Annotated in this window: 18 protein-coding genes; 10 read left to right on the top strand and 8 right to left on the bottom strand. The window is 66.2% G+C overall.

Translation table 11 applies throughout. The annotated features are described in order from the left end of the window. Positions 1-68 precede the first annotated feature (68 nt). The 5 genes from DN388_RS20075 to DN388_RS20055 all read right to left on the bottom strand — a co-directional run bounded on the left by DN388_RS20075 (position 69) and on the right by DN388_RS20055 (position 3,936). A complete protein-coding gene (locus DN388_RS20075; RefSeq protein ID WP_043861904.1) occupies positions 69-752 on the bottom strand; it encodes an OmpW family protein in 684 nt (227 codons plus the stop codon). A 110-nt stretch (positions 753-862) separates the two neighbouring features. Next, complete coding sequence (locus tag DN388_RS20070) at positions 863-1,375, bottom strand: DUF3299 domain-containing protein (RefSeq protein ID WP_043861948.1); 513 nt, start codon at positions 1,373-1,375, stop codon at positions 863-865. 11 nt (positions 1,376-1,386) lie between these two features. Then, positions 1,387-2,652, bottom strand: coding sequence for an ABC transporter permease (locus DN388_RS20065; protein ID WP_043861903.1), 1,266 nt, complete (start codon positions 2,650-2,652; stop codon positions 1,387-1,389). Continuing rightward, positions 2,652-3,371: an ABC transporter ATP-binding protein gene (locus DN388_RS20060; protein ID WP_255001905.1), complete on the bottom strand. Its 720-nt coding sequence runs from the start codon at positions 3,369-3,371 to the stop codon at positions 2,652-2,654. Before DN388_RS20060 ends, DN388_RS20065 begins: the two co-directional genes overlap by 1 nt. 1 nt (position 3,372) lies before the next feature. Next, positions 3,373-3,936, bottom strand: a complete 564-nt coding sequence (locus DN388_RS20055) for a DUF2796 domain-containing protein (RefSeq protein ID WP_088514366.1) — start codon at positions 3,934-3,936, stop codon at positions 3,373-3,375. A gap of 125 nt (positions 3,937-4,061) precedes the next feature. Between DN388_RS20055 and DN388_RS20050 the strand changes: the two genes are divergently transcribed. After that, complete coding sequence (locus tag DN388_RS20050) at positions 4,062-4,403, top strand: hypothetical protein (RefSeq protein ID WP_213606396.1); 342 nt, start codon at positions 4,062-4,064, stop codon at positions 4,401-4,403. Positions 4,404-4,482: 79 nt separating this feature from the next. Here the strand turns inward: DN388_RS20050 and trxA are convergent, their stop codons facing one another. The 3 genes from trxA to DN388_RS20035 are packed head-to-tail and all read right to left on the bottom strand — an operon-like array spanning position 4,483 to position 6,492. After that, entirely contained in the window at positions 4,483-5,355 is an 873-nt protein-coding gene (trxA, locus tag DN388_RS20045; RefSeq protein WP_054916424.1) for a thioredoxin, read from the bottom strand. A gap of 31 nt (positions 5,356-5,386) precedes the next feature. Next, the gene (locus tag DN388_RS20040) at positions 5,387-6,049 is read right to left on the bottom strand and encodes a methyltransferase (protein ID WP_054916423.1); all 663 of its coding nucleotides are present in this window, start codon (positions 6,047-6,049) and stop codon (positions 5,387-5,389) included. After that, the gene (locus DN388_RS20035) at positions 6,046-6,492 is read right to left on the bottom strand and encodes a YbaY family lipoprotein (protein WP_043861898.1); all 447 of its coding nucleotides are present in this window, start codon (positions 6,490-6,492) and stop codon (positions 6,046-6,048) included. The genes DN388_RS20040 and DN388_RS20035 overlap by 4 nt, the downstream gene beginning before the upstream one ends. Positions 6,493-6,600: 108 nt before the next feature. On the opposite strand from DN388_RS20035, the gene nrdR reads away from it, so the two are divergent. The 9 genes from nrdR to DN388_RS19990 all read left to right on the top strand — a co-directional run bounded on the left by nrdR (position 6,601) and on the right by DN388_RS19990 (position 13,371). Further along, positions 6,601-7,065: a transcriptional regulator NrdR gene (nrdR, locus tag DN388_RS20030; RefSeq protein ID WP_043861897.1), complete on the top strand. Its 465-nt coding sequence runs from the start codon at positions 6,601-6,603 to the stop codon at positions 7,063-7,065. Further along, positions 7,062-8,198, top strand: coding sequence for a bifunctional diaminohydroxyphosphoribosylaminopyrimidine deaminase/5-amino-6-(5-phosphoribosylamino)uracil reductase RibD (gene ribD, locus DN388_RS20025; protein ID WP_255001896.1), 1,137 nt, complete (start codon positions 7,062-7,064; stop codon positions 8,196-8,198). The genes nrdR and ribD overlap by 4 nt, the downstream gene beginning before the upstream one ends. A gap of 43 nt (positions 8,199-8,241) precedes the next feature. After that, positions 8,242-8,904, top strand: a complete 663-nt coding sequence (locus DN388_RS20020) for a riboflavin synthase (protein WP_043861895.1) — start codon at positions 8,242-8,244, stop codon at positions 8,902-8,904. Between the two features lie 18 nt (positions 8,905-8,922). After that, positions 8,923-10,014: a bifunctional 3,4-dihydroxy-2-butanone-4-phosphate synthase/GTP cyclohydrolase II gene (ribBA, locus tag DN388_RS20015; protein WP_043861894.1), complete on the top strand. Its 1,092-nt coding sequence runs from the start codon at positions 8,923-8,925 to the stop codon at positions 10,012-10,014. A gap of 90 nt (positions 10,015-10,104) precedes the next feature. After that, positions 10,105-10,581 (top strand): 6,7-dimethyl-8-ribityllumazine synthase, encoded by a 477-nt coding sequence (gene ribE, locus DN388_RS20010; protein ID WP_043861893.1) that lies wholly within the window; start codon positions 10,105-10,107, stop codon positions 10,579-10,581. Next, positions 10,578-11,078, top strand: a complete 501-nt coding sequence (gene nusB / locus DN388_RS20005; protein WP_255001890.1) for a transcription antitermination factor NusB — start codon at positions 10,578-10,580, stop codon at positions 11,076-11,078. Before ribE ends, nusB begins: the two co-directional genes overlap by 4 nt. Positions 11,079-11,096: 18 nt before the next feature. Next, on the top strand, positions 11,097-12,050 hold the full coding sequence (gene thiL, locus DN388_RS20000; RefSeq protein WP_058541918.1) for a thiamine-phosphate kinase: 954 nt from the start codon (positions 11,097-11,099) through the stop codon (positions 12,048-12,050). Between the two features lie 9 nt (positions 12,051-12,059). After that, entirely contained in the window at positions 12,060-12,563 is a 504-nt protein-coding gene (locus DN388_RS19995; RefSeq protein ID WP_043861890.1) for a phosphatidylglycerophosphatase A, read from the top strand. Between the two features lie 13 nt (positions 12,564-12,576). Continuing rightward, positions 12,577-13,371: an ABC transporter substrate-binding protein gene (locus tag DN388_RS19990; RefSeq protein WP_255001888.1), complete on the top strand. Its 795-nt coding sequence runs from the start codon at positions 12,577-12,579 to the stop codon at positions 13,369-13,371. Positions 13,372-13,405: the final 34 nt, after the last annotated feature.

The raw sequence follows: 13,405 nt of genomic DNA, 5'->3' as shown, positions 1-13,405 counted from the left end.
CAGGCGGTATCTCCCTGACGGGAATCGCAGCCAAAAAAAAGCCCCGAATGATCGGGGCTTTTTCATGGTCAGAACTTGTAACCCACACCCACCATGTAGACCCATGGGTCCACATCCACGCTCACCTTGGTCTTGCCCACGCCCAGCGCGCTTGGGCCGTCGATGGTGGCCTTGGTGTCGATGTCCACGTACCAGACCGCGGCGTTGACCAGCAGGTTGTCGGTCAGCATGTAGTCCATGCCCAGTTGGCCGGCCAGGCCGACCGAGTCCTTGAGCTTCATGTTGCTGAAGCCCTGGGCCTTGCGGCTGCTGCTCAGGTCTTCATCGAAGAACAGGGTGTAGTTAAGACCGATACCGGCGTAAGGCTGGAACTTGGAAGTCGGCTCCATCGGGTAGTACTGCAGCGACAAGGTCGGTGGCAGTTGCTTGATGTTCGCCAGCTTGCCGTCCAGGCCCGCGCCCAGGCCCTTTACGCCCACTTCGTGCTGGAACGGGGTGGCTGCCAGCAGTTCCAGGCCGATGTGGTCGGTCAGCATGTAGGCAAAGGCCAGGCCCAGCTGGGTGTCGCTGTCCAGGGTGGCCTTGGTGCCGCCAACCTTGGTGCCGTCGAGCTTGATATCGCCGCTGTCTTCGTTCGGTGCGGTGGTGATCGCACCGGCACGCAGAATGAAATCGCCCGCCTGGTGGGCGTGGGCAACAGGGGCTGCAAGCGCGAGGGCAATGAGCGAGGCGCTGAGCAAGGACTTGTTCATGGAAGCTCCCAAAGGACGTTTAGAATTTAATGTGTCCAATGGTAAGGAGCTGACAGGCGGTGATTCTTGACGCAGCTCAATGAAACCGCAAACGCCCTGGCGCGGGGCTTCTATTGTAGTTCATAGGCGTAGATCTTCTCGGCTTCCATCTGGTAGCCGGCCTCGGCCAGCTCGCTGCTGGAAGCCTTGACCTGCATCGGCCCCTCGATCCAGTAGGGCTGGTACAGCTCCTCGACCTTGATGCCGATTTCGCTGAACACGTGCACGATCTGGTTCGACGGTGGGGGCGGCACGTGAATGCACGCGCCGTAGTACGGCACCAGCAGGAACTCGGTGGTACGGCCTTCCTCGCTGACTTCCAGTGGCACGATGTAGCCCGGCAGCTTCACCTGCTGGCCATCCAGTGCCTTCACCACCGGCGCGTCGGGCGCCTGCTGCTGCGCCGCCGGGCCGCTTTCGCCGGCCAGCGCGTTGCTCAACTGCGAAAGGTCGTGCAGCGGGGTCATCTGCGGCACGATCACCGGTGCACCCTCGGGGATCAATTGCGGCCATTCCAGCGTGCGCGGCTCACCCGCCCACAGGGGCGGGGCAATCAACAGCAACAACAGCAGAGCACGACGTATCACGGGCGTTCTCACAGGTGAATGGACAAACCGTCGGCCAGCGACTGGCGGTAGGCCCGCCAGGCCGGAATGCTGCCCATCAGCACGGCGGCGCCGAGGATGATCCCCAGCAGGCTCCACTCGTGGGCGCTGGGCAGCGCCAGCGGCAGGTACAGGCCGTAGTTGGCCTGCACCGTGCCCTGGGCCAGGGCGATGCCAAGGTAGAGCAGGCCCAGCCCGGCGGCAATCCCCGCCAGCGCCAGGGTGAACGCCTCCATCACCAGCAGCCCTGCAATATGCCAGGGGCGTGCACCCACCGAGCGCAGGATGGCCATTTCGCGGCGGCGCTCGTTGAGGCTGGTGAGGATCGCCGTAAGCATGCCGATCAGGCCGGTCAGCACCACGAACAGCGACACCACGAACAGCGCCTGTTCGGCGGTGCCCATCAGGCTCCACAGCTCCTGCAGGGCCACGCCGGGCAGAATCGCCAACAGCGGCTCGCCGCGAAACTCGTTGATCTCGCGTTGCAGGGTGAAGGTGCTGATCTTGTTGTTCAGGCCCAGCATGAACGCGGTGATGGCCTTGGGTGTGAGGTCCATGCCACGGGCCTGTTCGGCGCTGACGCGGCCGGCGCCGCGGGCGGGCACGCCGTTGTGCCAGTCGACGTGGATCGCCTCCATGCCGCCAAGGCTGATGTGCAGGGTGCGGTCCACCGGGGTGCCGGTGCGTTGCAGCACGCCCACCACGGTGAACGGCTTGTCGTCATGCTTGACCAGGCTGATGGCGGCCACGCCATGGGCCAGCACCAGCTTGTCGCCGAGCTTGTAATGCAGCGCGTCGGCCACCTCGGCGCCCAGCACTACCTCGAACGGGTCGCTGGCGAAGGCACGCCCGCTGGCCAGCTGCAGGTGCTGCTTGCGTCCGTACTGGTAATGCTCGAAGTAGGCTTCGGTGGTGCCCATCACCCGGTAACCGCGGTGCGAGTCGCCCAGCGAGATCGGGATGGCCCACTTCACCCGCGGGTTGCTGGCGTAGTGCTCGAAGCTGTCCCAGCGGATGTTGTTGGTGGCGTTGCCGATGCGAAACACCGAGTACAGCAGCAGGTTCACCGAGCCCGAGCGCGCACCGACAATCAGATCGGTGCCACTGATGGTGCTGGCAAAACTGGCGCGGGCCTCGGTGCGTACCCGCTCCACCGCCAGCAGCAGGCACACCGACAGGGCGATGGCGAAGGCGGTGAGCAGGGCAGTGAAGCGGCGGTTGGCGAGACTCGCCAGGGCAAGGCGGAGCAGGTACATCAGGCCTCCAGGTCGCTGGCAGGGCGCGCGGCGCGGTTGAGTTCGGCAAGCGACAGCTGGCGATCGAACAGCGGTGCCAGGCTCTGGTCGTGGCTGACGAACAACAGGCTGGAGCCGGCTGCGCGGCATTCGGCGAACAGCAGGCGGATGAAGGCTTCACGGGTGTCGGCATCGAGCGCCGAAGTCGGCTCGTCGGCAATCACCAGCTCGGGTTGGCCGATCAGCGCGCGGGCGGCGGCCACCCGTTGCTGCTGACCGATCGACAGGCTGTCGGCGCGCCGTGCCAGCAGTGCCGGGTCCTTCAGGCCCAGATGGGCGAGCAGGCTGGCGGCGGCCTTGTCCACACTGCCGTAGCGCTGGCCGGCGCGTTGCGCCCGGCTGCGCGAGAAACGGCACGGCAGCTCGACGTTTTCGCGTACCGACAGAAACGGCAGCAGGTTGAACTGCTGGAAGATGTAGCCGGTATGATCGACGCGAAAACGGTCGCGCTGGCCCTGGCTGAGCGCGCCCAGCTCCTGGCCGAGCAGGCGGATGCTGCCGCGGTCGGCCTTCTGCACCCCGCCCAGCAGGCCCAGCAGGGTGGTCTTGCCACTGCCGCTGGGGCCCTTGAGGAACAGCGACTCGCCGGCCTGCAGGCGCAACGCCGGGATGTCCAGCAGCTCAGGCTGGCCGGGCCAGGCGAAACCCAGCCGGGACAGTTCGATCAGTGCCTGGCTCATGTCAGAAGTCGATCGCGCTGCGGGTCGGGGTCAGGTCCACGCCCTTCTGGCCATTGGGGCCCACCAGTTGCAGCTGGATCTTCTGGGTGGCGGGGAAGGCCTTGAACAGTGGCGCCAGGTCCAGGCGGGTGAGCTGGGCCGGGGTGGTGCATTCGAGTTTGTAATGGGCGTTGATGTCGCTGTGTTCGTGATCGTGGGCGTCGCCATCCTCGTCATGCACCGGCTTGTCGCCGAACAGCGGGCTTTGCAGGTCCTGGTCGGTTTCGCTGCAACCGGCTGCCTTGTTCAGGCCGAACAGCGCCAGGGGTGTTTCGAGCTGGGCGCGCACGGCCGCGACCTTGGCCTTGTCGGTGGCAGAAGTGGCGGCATGTTCGAAGCCCACCAGGTTCATCGCCGGGCTGTCGAATTCCAGCTCCAGGGCATTGCCGTCGAGTGCGACGTTCAGGTGCGCCACGCCATGTTCATGGGCGCCCAGGCTGCCATGTTCATGGTCATGGTCGTCATGGGCGTAAACCAGACTCAGGGGCAGCAGGGCGAACGGCAAGGCAAGCAGCAGACGACGCATGGGCGGAACTCCGGAAGGCGCTGAAAGAGTTTCGAAATGTTATAACAACTTGTCGGCCGCGTACCAGTGTCGCTGGATGAAACTTCGTGGGAGCATGGGCGCCTGATCGAATGGAGGGTGCGAACGTGCGTATTCGTGGACACATCGGCGAATGGCCGGTGGATTTGAGCGTGGAGCTGGAGCCCCATGAGTGGGCGCAGCTGGGCGGGCAGTTGCAGGCGGCCGGGGCGCCGGCGGTTGCTGCTGTACCGACGGCGCCGGTGCGCCCGGACGATGCAGTGTGGCAGGCGGCGCGCGAGGTGTTGCGCAAGGCCGGTCAGTTGAACGGGCCCCAGTTGCTGGAGGCGCTGGAGGGGTTGGCGGGCAATACGGCGGCCGGCAAGCGCCTGCTGGTGCGTTTGCGCCATAGCAGCGAGGTGAGGGTGGAAAGCGGGGCGGATGCGCCGGTCTATCACTGGGTCGGCTGAACACCGCGTTGATCCCATCGCGGGTCAAGCCCGCTCCCACAGCGCGGGTAGGTAACCTTGTGGGAGCGGGCGGTTGACCTCAGTACAACGCAGCAAACAGCTTGCGGCGGTAATCCAGCACCAGCGGGTGCTCGTTGCCCAGCAGGTCGAACACCTGCAGCAGGGTCTTGTGCGGCAGGCCGCCTTCATACCCGCGGTTGCGCTTGAACAATTTCAGCAGCCCGTCCAGCGCCGCCTCGTACTGCTGGCGCGAGAGCTGCTGCACTGCCAGCTGATACGCCGCCTCGTCATCCTCGGCGTTCTGTGCCAGGCGTGACTTCAGGTCGGCCACGTCCGGCAGGCTGGCGGCCTGCTTGAGGAACGTCAGCTGCGCCTTGGCACCGGCCAGTGCAGCCTTGTGCTCATCGCTCTTGACCGCATCGAGCACGGTCTGCGCTTCGCCCAGCTCGCCACGCTCGGCCAGGCAACGGGCATACAGGATCAGTGCGGCGGCATTGCTGTTGTCTTCGGTCAGCAGGGCCTGGAGCAGCGCCTCGGCCTCGCTGAAGCGTCCCTCGGCAAACAGCCCCTGGGCCACTACCAGCGGGTCGGCCGCCGCCGGTGGCGGCAGTTGCACATGCGGTTCGAGCATTGCGCGGATTTCCGACTCCGGGCGTGCCTCGGCAAAGCCGTCGACCGGCTGGCCATCCTTGAACAGCACCACCGTCGGCAGGCTGCGGATACCGAAGCGCGCGACAATGTCCTGTTCCACATCGCAGTTGACCTTGGCCAGCAGCAGCTCACCCCGGTATTCGGCGGTGATTTTCTCCAGCAGCGGCATCAGCACCTTGCACGGCGCGCACCAGTCGGCCCAGAAGTCGACGAGCACGGGTTTGACGTGGGAGTTCTGGATCACCGACTGGTCGAAGTCGGCGCTGGTGGCATTGAAGATGTACGGGGTTTCCTGGCTCATCGCGACTCTCGCAAATCCTTGAATGGCAACACTATAAAGCGCTGCGGCTGGCGTGGTACAGGCTCACCTGGCGGAATTCGTGGGGTTCGGCCAGGTCTGGCAGGGTCAGGGCGTGCAGGGTGTCGAGCTGGCGGTACAGGGGGTGACGGAAGTCGCGCACCCGCGAGTCGGCCACCAGCGCCTGGTGCCCGCGGCTGAGAAACGCATCGAGCAGCGGCAGGTTGGCGCGGTCGTAGAGCACATCGGCCACCAGCACCAGGTCGAAGCGGTCGGCCTCGGCGAAGAAATCGCTGGAGTAGCCCAACTGCACCTGGTTGAGCGCGGCATTCGCGCGGCTTGCCTGCAGCGCCAGCGGGTCGAGGTCGCAGGCCACCACTTCAAGCGCCCCGGCGCGGGCGGCGGCGATGCCGGCAATGCCCGAGCCTGCGCCGAAGTCCAGCACGCGTTTGCCGGCCACCCACTCGGGGCGGGCGGCCAGGTAGCGCGCCATGGCCAGACCGCTGGCCCAGCAGAAGGCCCAGTAGGGCGGCTCGTGCAGGATGCGCCGGGTTTCCTCGGGGCTGAACGCGCGGTCCATGTTGTGCGCATCGATCAGCCACAGCTTGAGGTCGCAGGCCGGCAGCTCGCTGACCACCAGCCGTGCGTCCCCCAGCAGCCCGCTCAACGCCTGTTGCAGGTGGATCGGCGCGGTCACGGCGCTTTTTCGAGGCGCAGCGGGCCGGTGGCCTGGGTTTGCGGGCTGCTGACCGCCACAGGTTGCAGGTGCAGGATCAGCTGCCCGGACTGGCTGGCGCGCCCGCGCAGCTCCACCCGCGCACCGGCAGGGAACGCCTCGGGGTTGAAACGCAGCTGGAACGGCAGGTCCTGGCCGTTGGCGTCCAGGTTGCTGCTGGCCAGCAGGCGTTGCGGGCGGCCGCGCGGGTCGACCACCAGCAGCGCCAGCTCGACCTCGGCGCCCGACGGGATGCCGAGCAGGGTGCCGCTGATTTCACGCTGGTAGGCCGGCAGCGGGCCCAGGGCCACAGGTTGCTTGGCCGCTACCGGGGCCTTGGGGGCCAGCACCGGCTTGGGTTCATCGCTGCTGCAGGCGGCCAGCAGGGCGGCAAAACTGAGCACAACGAGCGCTCTAAAGGGCATGATCAATTCCTTCGGGGGGATATTTCCTCACTGGATGGTAACTGCTTTGGCTTGTCTTGCCAGTGGGATGCGCTACCATGACCCTCCCTTTTTTTGTTGCCTGCCACCATGCACTGTCCCTTCTGCGGTGCCAACGACACCAAGGTCATCGACTCGCGACTGGTTGCCGAGGGCGAACAAGTGCGCCGTCGCCGCGAATGCGTGGCCTGCGGTGAGCGCTTCACCACCTTCGAAACCGCCGAACTGGTGCTGCCGCGCCTGATCAAGACCGACGGCAGCCGCCAGCCCTTCGACGAAGAAAAACTGCGCGCCGGCATGCAGCGGGCGCTGGAAAAGCGCCCGGTGAGCGTCGAGCGCCTCGAAGCGGCGCTGGCCCACATCAAGCACAAGCTGCGCGCCACCGGCGAGCGCGAGGTCAAGTCGCTGGTCGTCGGCGAACTGGTGATGGCCGAGCTGCAAAAGCTCGACGAAGTGGCCTACATCCGCTTCGCCTCGGTGTACCGCCGCTTCCAGGACCTGGACGAATTTCGTGAAGAAATCGACCGCCTGGCGCGCGAGCCTTCCAAGCAATGAGCCTGCCCAGCGAACGCGACGTGCTCGACGCCCACTACATGGCCCGTGCGCTGGAACTGGCGCGCAAGGGTCTCTATTCCACCCATCCCAACCCGCGGGTCGGTTGCGTGATCGTGCGTGACGGGCAGGTGGTCGGCGAAGGCTGGCACGTACGCGCCGGCGAACCGCATGCCGAGGTGCACGCGCTGCGCCAGGCCGGCGAGCTGGCCCGTGGCGCCTGTGCCTATGTGACCCTGGAGCCGTGCAGCCACCACGGGCGCACGCCGCCGTGTGCCGAGGCGCTGGTCAAGGCCGGTGTGGCGCGGGTGGTGGCGGCCATGCAGGACCCCAACCCGCAAGTGGCGGGGCAGGGGCTCAAGCGCCTGGCCGACGTCGGTATCGAGGTTGCCAGCGGTGTGCTGGAGGCCGAGGCCCGCGCACTCAACCCGGGCTTTCTGAAACGCATGGAACACGGCCTGCCCTTTGTGCGGGTCAAACTGGCGATGAGCCTGGACGGGCGCACCGCCATGGCCAGTGGCGAGAGCCAGTGGATCACCGGCCCGGCCGCACGCTCGGCGGTGCAGCGTCTGCGCGCGCGCTCCAGCGTGGTGCTGACCAGCGCCCAGAGCGCGCTGGCCGACAACGCGCGCATGACCGTGCGCGCCAGCGAGCTTGGGCTGGACGCCGACAGCACCGCCCTGGCGATGGCCCGCCCACCGTTGCGCGTGCTCATCGACGGGCGCCTGCGCCTGCCGCTGACGGCGCCGTTCTTCCAGGCCGGCCCGGTGCTGGTGGTGACGGCCGCCGCGCCAGTTGCGCAGTACGCCGAGGCCGGCCATGACCTGCTGAGCCTGCCCGGCCCCGACGGGCACGTCGATCTGCCCGCGCTGCTGCGCGAACTGGCCCGGCGTGGTGCCAGCGAGGTGCTGGTGGAGGCCGGCCCGGGCCTGGCCGGTGCCTTCGCGCAACAGGGCCTGGTGGACGAATACCAGCTCTTCATCGCTGCCAAGTTTCTCGGCTCCAGTGCCCGCCCATTGCTCGATTGGCCCCTGGCCAGAATGAGCGAAGCGCAGGCCCTCAAAATCACCGACATGCGCGCCGTAGGCGATGACTGGCGAGTCACTGCCATTCCTGTGCCTGCGCCCGGCGTATAATTCGCGGCCTGCGCCTTGCGCGACCCGTTCTGAAGGAGGACTCATGTTCACCGGCATCATCGAATCCATCGGCAGCATCCGTTCACTCACCCCCAAAGGCGGCGACGTGCGCGTGTATGTCGAAACCGGCAAGCTCGACCTGGGCGACGTGAAACTGGGCGACAGTATCGCCGTCAACGGCGTGTGCCTGACCGCCGTCGAACTGCCTGGCGACGGTTTCTGGGCTGACGTCAGCCGCGAAACCCTCGACTGCACCGCCTTTGCCGACTTCAAGGTAGGCAGCCGGGTCAACCTGGAAAAGGCCCTGACCCCCAGCAGCCGTCTGGGCGGCCACCTGGTCAGCGGCCACGTCGACGGTGTCGGCGAGGTCATCTCGCGCAGCGATAACGCCCGCGCCATCCAGTTCCGCCTGCGCGCGCCGGCCGAACTGGCCAAGTACATCGCCCACAAGGGCTCGATCACCGTCGATGGCACCAGCCTCACGGTCAACCAGGTCGATGGCGCCGAGTTCGAGCTGACCATCGTGCCGCACACCCTCGCTGAAACCATCATGGCCGACTATCGCACTGGGCGTCGGGTTAACCTTGAGGTCGACCTGCTGGCCCGTTACCTGGAGCGTCTGCTGCTGGGCGACAAGGCCGCCGAGCCGGGCAAGGGTGGCATCACCGAAAGTTTCCTGGCCGCCAACGGCTATCTGAAATCCTGATTTAGAAGGGGGTGCCGCGTGGCGCTCAACAGCATCGAAGAACTGGTCGAAGACATTCGCCAGGGCAAAATGGTCATCCTGATGGATGACGAAGACCGCGAGAACGAAGGCGACCTGATCATGGCCGCCGAGTGCTGCAAGGCCGAACACATCAACTTCATGGCCAAGCACGCCCGTGGTCTGATCTGCATGCCGATGTCGCGCGAGCGCTGCGAGCTGCTCAAGCTGCCGCTGATGGCCCCGCGCAACGGCTCGGGCTTCGGCACCAAGTTCACCGTTTCGATCGAAGCTGCCGAAGGCGTCACCACCGGTATCTCCGCCGCCGACCGCGCGCGCACCGTGCAGGCCGCCGCCGCCCGGGACGCCAAGGCCGAAGACATCGTCAGCCCGGGCCACATCTTCCCGCTGATGGCCCAGCCCGGCGGTACCCTGGCCCGTGCCGGCCACACCGAGGCGGCCTGCGACCTGGCGCGCATGGCCGGTTTCGAGCCGAGCGGGGTGATCTGCGAGGTGATGAACGACGACGGCACCATGTCGCGTCGCGCCGAGCTGGAAGTGTTCGCCGCCGAGCACAACATCAAGATCGGCACCATCGCCGACCTGATCCACTACCGCATGATCCACGAACGTACCATTCAGCGGATTTCCGAGCAGCCGCTGGACAGCGAACTGGGTCAGTTCAACCTGGTGACCTACCGCGATTCGGTCGAAGGCGACGTGCACATGGCCCTGACCCTGGGCAAGATCTGCGCCGAGGAACCGACCCTGGTGCGGGTGCACAACATGGACCCGCTGCGCGACCTGCTGCTGGTCAAGCAGCCCGGTCGCTGGAGCCTGCGCGCCGCGATGAGCGCCGTGGCAGAGGCCGGCAGCGGCGTGGTGCTGCTGCTCGGCCACCCGCTGGACGGCGACGTGCTGCTGGCGCATATCCGCGAAAGCGCCGACAGCAGCCAGGTCAAGACACCCACCACCTACAGCACCGTGGGTGCCGGTTCGCAGATTCTGCGCGACCTGGGCGTACGCAAGATGCGCCTGATGAGTTCGCCAATGAAGTTCAATGCGATATCCGGATTCGATCTGGAAGTTGTAGAATACGTGCCCTCCGAATAAAGCAGGGGCTGGTTTCCCGCTGTTGATCCGGAACAAAACTCCCACAGGCCGCACCGTTGCGGCCTGGCTCTTTAAGATGAGAACCCCGCAATGTCCCTGAAGACCATCGAAGGTACCTTCATTGCCCCCAAAGGTCGCTATGCTTTGGTGGTTGGCCGCTTCAACAGCTTCGTCGTCGAAAGCCTGGTAAGCGGTGCCGTTGATGCCCTGGTTCGCCACGGCGTGAGCGAAAGCGACATCACCATCATCCGTGCACCGGGTGCGTTCGAGATTCCGCTGGTGGCACAGAAGGTCGCCCAGCAGAGCGAATACGCCGCGATCATCGCCCTGGGCGCCGTGATCCGTGGTGGCACCCCGCACTTCGAATACGTGGCGGGCGAATGCACCAAGGGCCTGGCCCAGGTGTCCATGGAGTTCGGCGTGCCGGTTGCCTTCGGTGTCCTGACCGTCGATTCGATCGAACAGGCCATCGAGCGTTCCGGCACCAAGGCCGGCAACAAGGGCGCCGAAGCGGCCCTGTCCGCCCTGGAAATGGTCAGCCTGCTGGCGCAGTTGGAGGCCAAGTGATTAGCGACGAAAGCGATCGTTTCAACCCGCGCGATCCAAAACCTGCGGATGCTGGCAAGCCCTCCAAGAGCGCCAAGCGTCGCGAAGCCCGCAAGCTCGCGACCCAGGCGCTGTACCAGTGGCACATGGCCAAGCACTCGCTGAACGAGATCGAAGCGCAGTTCCGGGTCGATAACGATTTCACCGATGTCGACGGTGCCTACTTCCGCGAGATCCTGCACGGCGTGCCGGCGATCAAGGAAGAAATCGACAAGGCCCTTGCGCCTTGCCTGGACACCGTGCTCGAAGAGCTCGATCCGGTCGAGCTGTCGGTGCTGCGCCTGTCCACCTGGGAGCTGATCAAGCGGGTCGACGTGCCTTACCGCGTGGTCATCAACGAAGGTATCGAGCTGGCCAAGGTGTACGGCGCCACTGACGGGCACAAGTTCGTCAACGGTGTGCTCGACAAGCTCGCACTGCGGCTGCGCGAAGCCGAAGTGAAGGCGTTCAAGCGCTGATTGCGGCGCTGCCTGCCCATGGGTGAATTCGAGCTGATCCGCCACTACTTCGCCGCCGCGCCCTGTGCGCAGGCCGGCGACGGGGTCGCCCTGGGGATCGGCGACGATTGCGCCCTGCTGGCGCTGCCGGCCGGCGAGCAACTGGCCGTGTCCACCGACACGCTGGTGGCCGGGGTGCATTTCCCGGCTGTGTGCGACCCGTTCCTGCTCGGCCAGCGCTCGCTGGCGGTGGCTGCCAGTGACCTGGCAGCCATGGGCGCCACCCCCGTGGCCTTTACCCTTGCCCTGACTCTGCCGACGGTTCACGCCGATTGGCTGAAGGCCTATGCCCAGGGTCTGAACCTGATGGCCCGACAATGCGGCCTGAGCCTGGTAGGCGGGGACACCACCCATGGGCCGCTGAGCCTGACCATGACCGTGTTCGGCCGCGTGCCTGCCGGCCAGGCCCTGACGCGCAGCGGTGCGCAGCCTGGTGACCTGGTGTGTGTCGGCGGTGAGCTGGGCAACGCTGCCGGGGCCTTGCCGCTGGTGCTTGGCGAACGCGAGGCGGCGGTGGCGCTGGCCGAGCCGCTGCTGGCGCACTACTGGTCGCCGCCACCGCAACTGGCGCTGGGTCAGGCGCTGCGAGGCAAGGCCAGCGCGGCGCTGGATATCTCCGATGGCCTGCTGGCCGATTGCGGACACATTGCCACGGCCTCGGGCGTGTCGATTGTGCTGTCGCTCGAACAGCTGCCGCTGGGTGCGGCGCTGCAGGGCCTGCTGGGCCTGGAAGGTGCGCGACAGGCCGCGCTCACCGGTGGCGACGACTACGTGATTGCCTTCACCTTGCCCCCCGCGCACCTGGCCGGCCTGCAGGCTGCCGGCTGGCCGGTGCACGTGGTCGGTCGGGTGGAGGCGGGCAGCGGCGTCAGCCTGCGTGACCACGCCGGGGCGGACATCACCCCGCGCACGCGGGGTTATCAACATTTTTAGGGAGACACCGTGACCGATCACCCCAATCAGGTGCCGGCAGAAAACGTGCCGCCTTCAGTCTGGCGCAACCCCTGGCATTTTCTGGCCTTCGGCTTCGGCTCCGGCACCCTGCCCAAGGCGCCGGGCACCTGGGGTTCGCTGGTGGCCGTGCCGTTCATCCCGCTGTGGCAGATGCTGCCCGACTGGGGCTACTGGCTGATGCTGGGGCTGACCATGCTGTTCGGCGTATGGTTGTGCGGCAAGGTCGCCGACGACCTGGGCGTGCATGACCACGAGGGCATCGTCTGGGACGAGATGGTCGGCATGTGGATAACCCTCTGGCTGGTACCGGAAGGTTGGCTATGGTTGTTGGCAGGCTTTCTGATGTTCCGCTTCTTCGACATACTCAAGCCGTGGCCGATCCGCTGGATCGACCGGCATGTGCATGGCGGTTTCGGCATCATGTTCGATGACGTGCTGGCCGGCGTGTTCGCCTGGTTGGGCATGCAGGCGCTGGTGTGGAGTTTCACCTGAAGGGAGTGGCCTGATGCGCGCATGGCGAGTGTTGCTGCTGGTGTTGGCGCTGGGTGGCGGCATCGCCTGGGCTGGCGAGCCGACCGCGTTGCCGCAGGAGGTGCGCCTGGCCAGCGAGATCTGGCCGGACTACACCGACGTCGAAGGGCGCGGCATGGCCTGGGACGTGCTGCGCAAGGTGTTCGAGCCGGCGGGGGTCAAGGTGCTCGCCATCAGCGTGCCCTACAGCCGCGCAGTGGGCCTGGTCAAACGCGCCGAGGCCGATGCCTGGGTCGGCTCCTACGAGCAGGAAAGCAACGACTACCTTTACCCGCGCAACGCCTTCGACCAGGACCATATCTACGCCCTGGGGCTGGCCAGCCTGCCGGTGCCGAGCGCCGCCACCATCGGCCGCTACAAGCTCTCCTGGGTGCGTGGCTACGAGTACCAGCGCTACCTGCCCGATGTGAAGGAGTTTCGCGAGGTGCAGCGGCGCGACGGCATCCTGCCGATGCTCGAACTCAAGCGCGTGGACTTCTACATCGATGCCCAGACCGAGGTGGACTACGTGTACAACCAGGCCCGTGACAAGGCCCGGTTCCGCCGTACCCACATCGCCGAGTTGCCGTTGTACCTGGCCTTTGCCAGGACCGAGCAGGCCTGTGCGCTCCGGGCGCTGTTCGATCGGCGCATGGACGAACTGATCGCCAGCGGTGAATTGCGCGAGATCTTCGAGCGCTGGCAGCAGCCGTATCCGTTCCCGATTCCGGGCAGGGCGAACGTGCCAGCATCTAACTTCTCGATCTGTTTGCCCAAGAATTCAGCCTAAGCACCTGCCTTACGCTGCTGTTACAATCGGCGCA

This window comes from Pseudomonas sp. S12(2018), from assembly GCF_024355235.1.
GTDB classification, from domain to species: Bacteria; Pseudomonadota; Gammaproteobacteria; order Pseudomonadales; family Pseudomonadaceae; genus Aquipseudomonas; species Aquipseudomonas palmensis.
The sequence above is the reverse complement of the archived record's forward strand: the minus strand, read 5'-3'. Positions and strand labels throughout refer to the sequence as shown.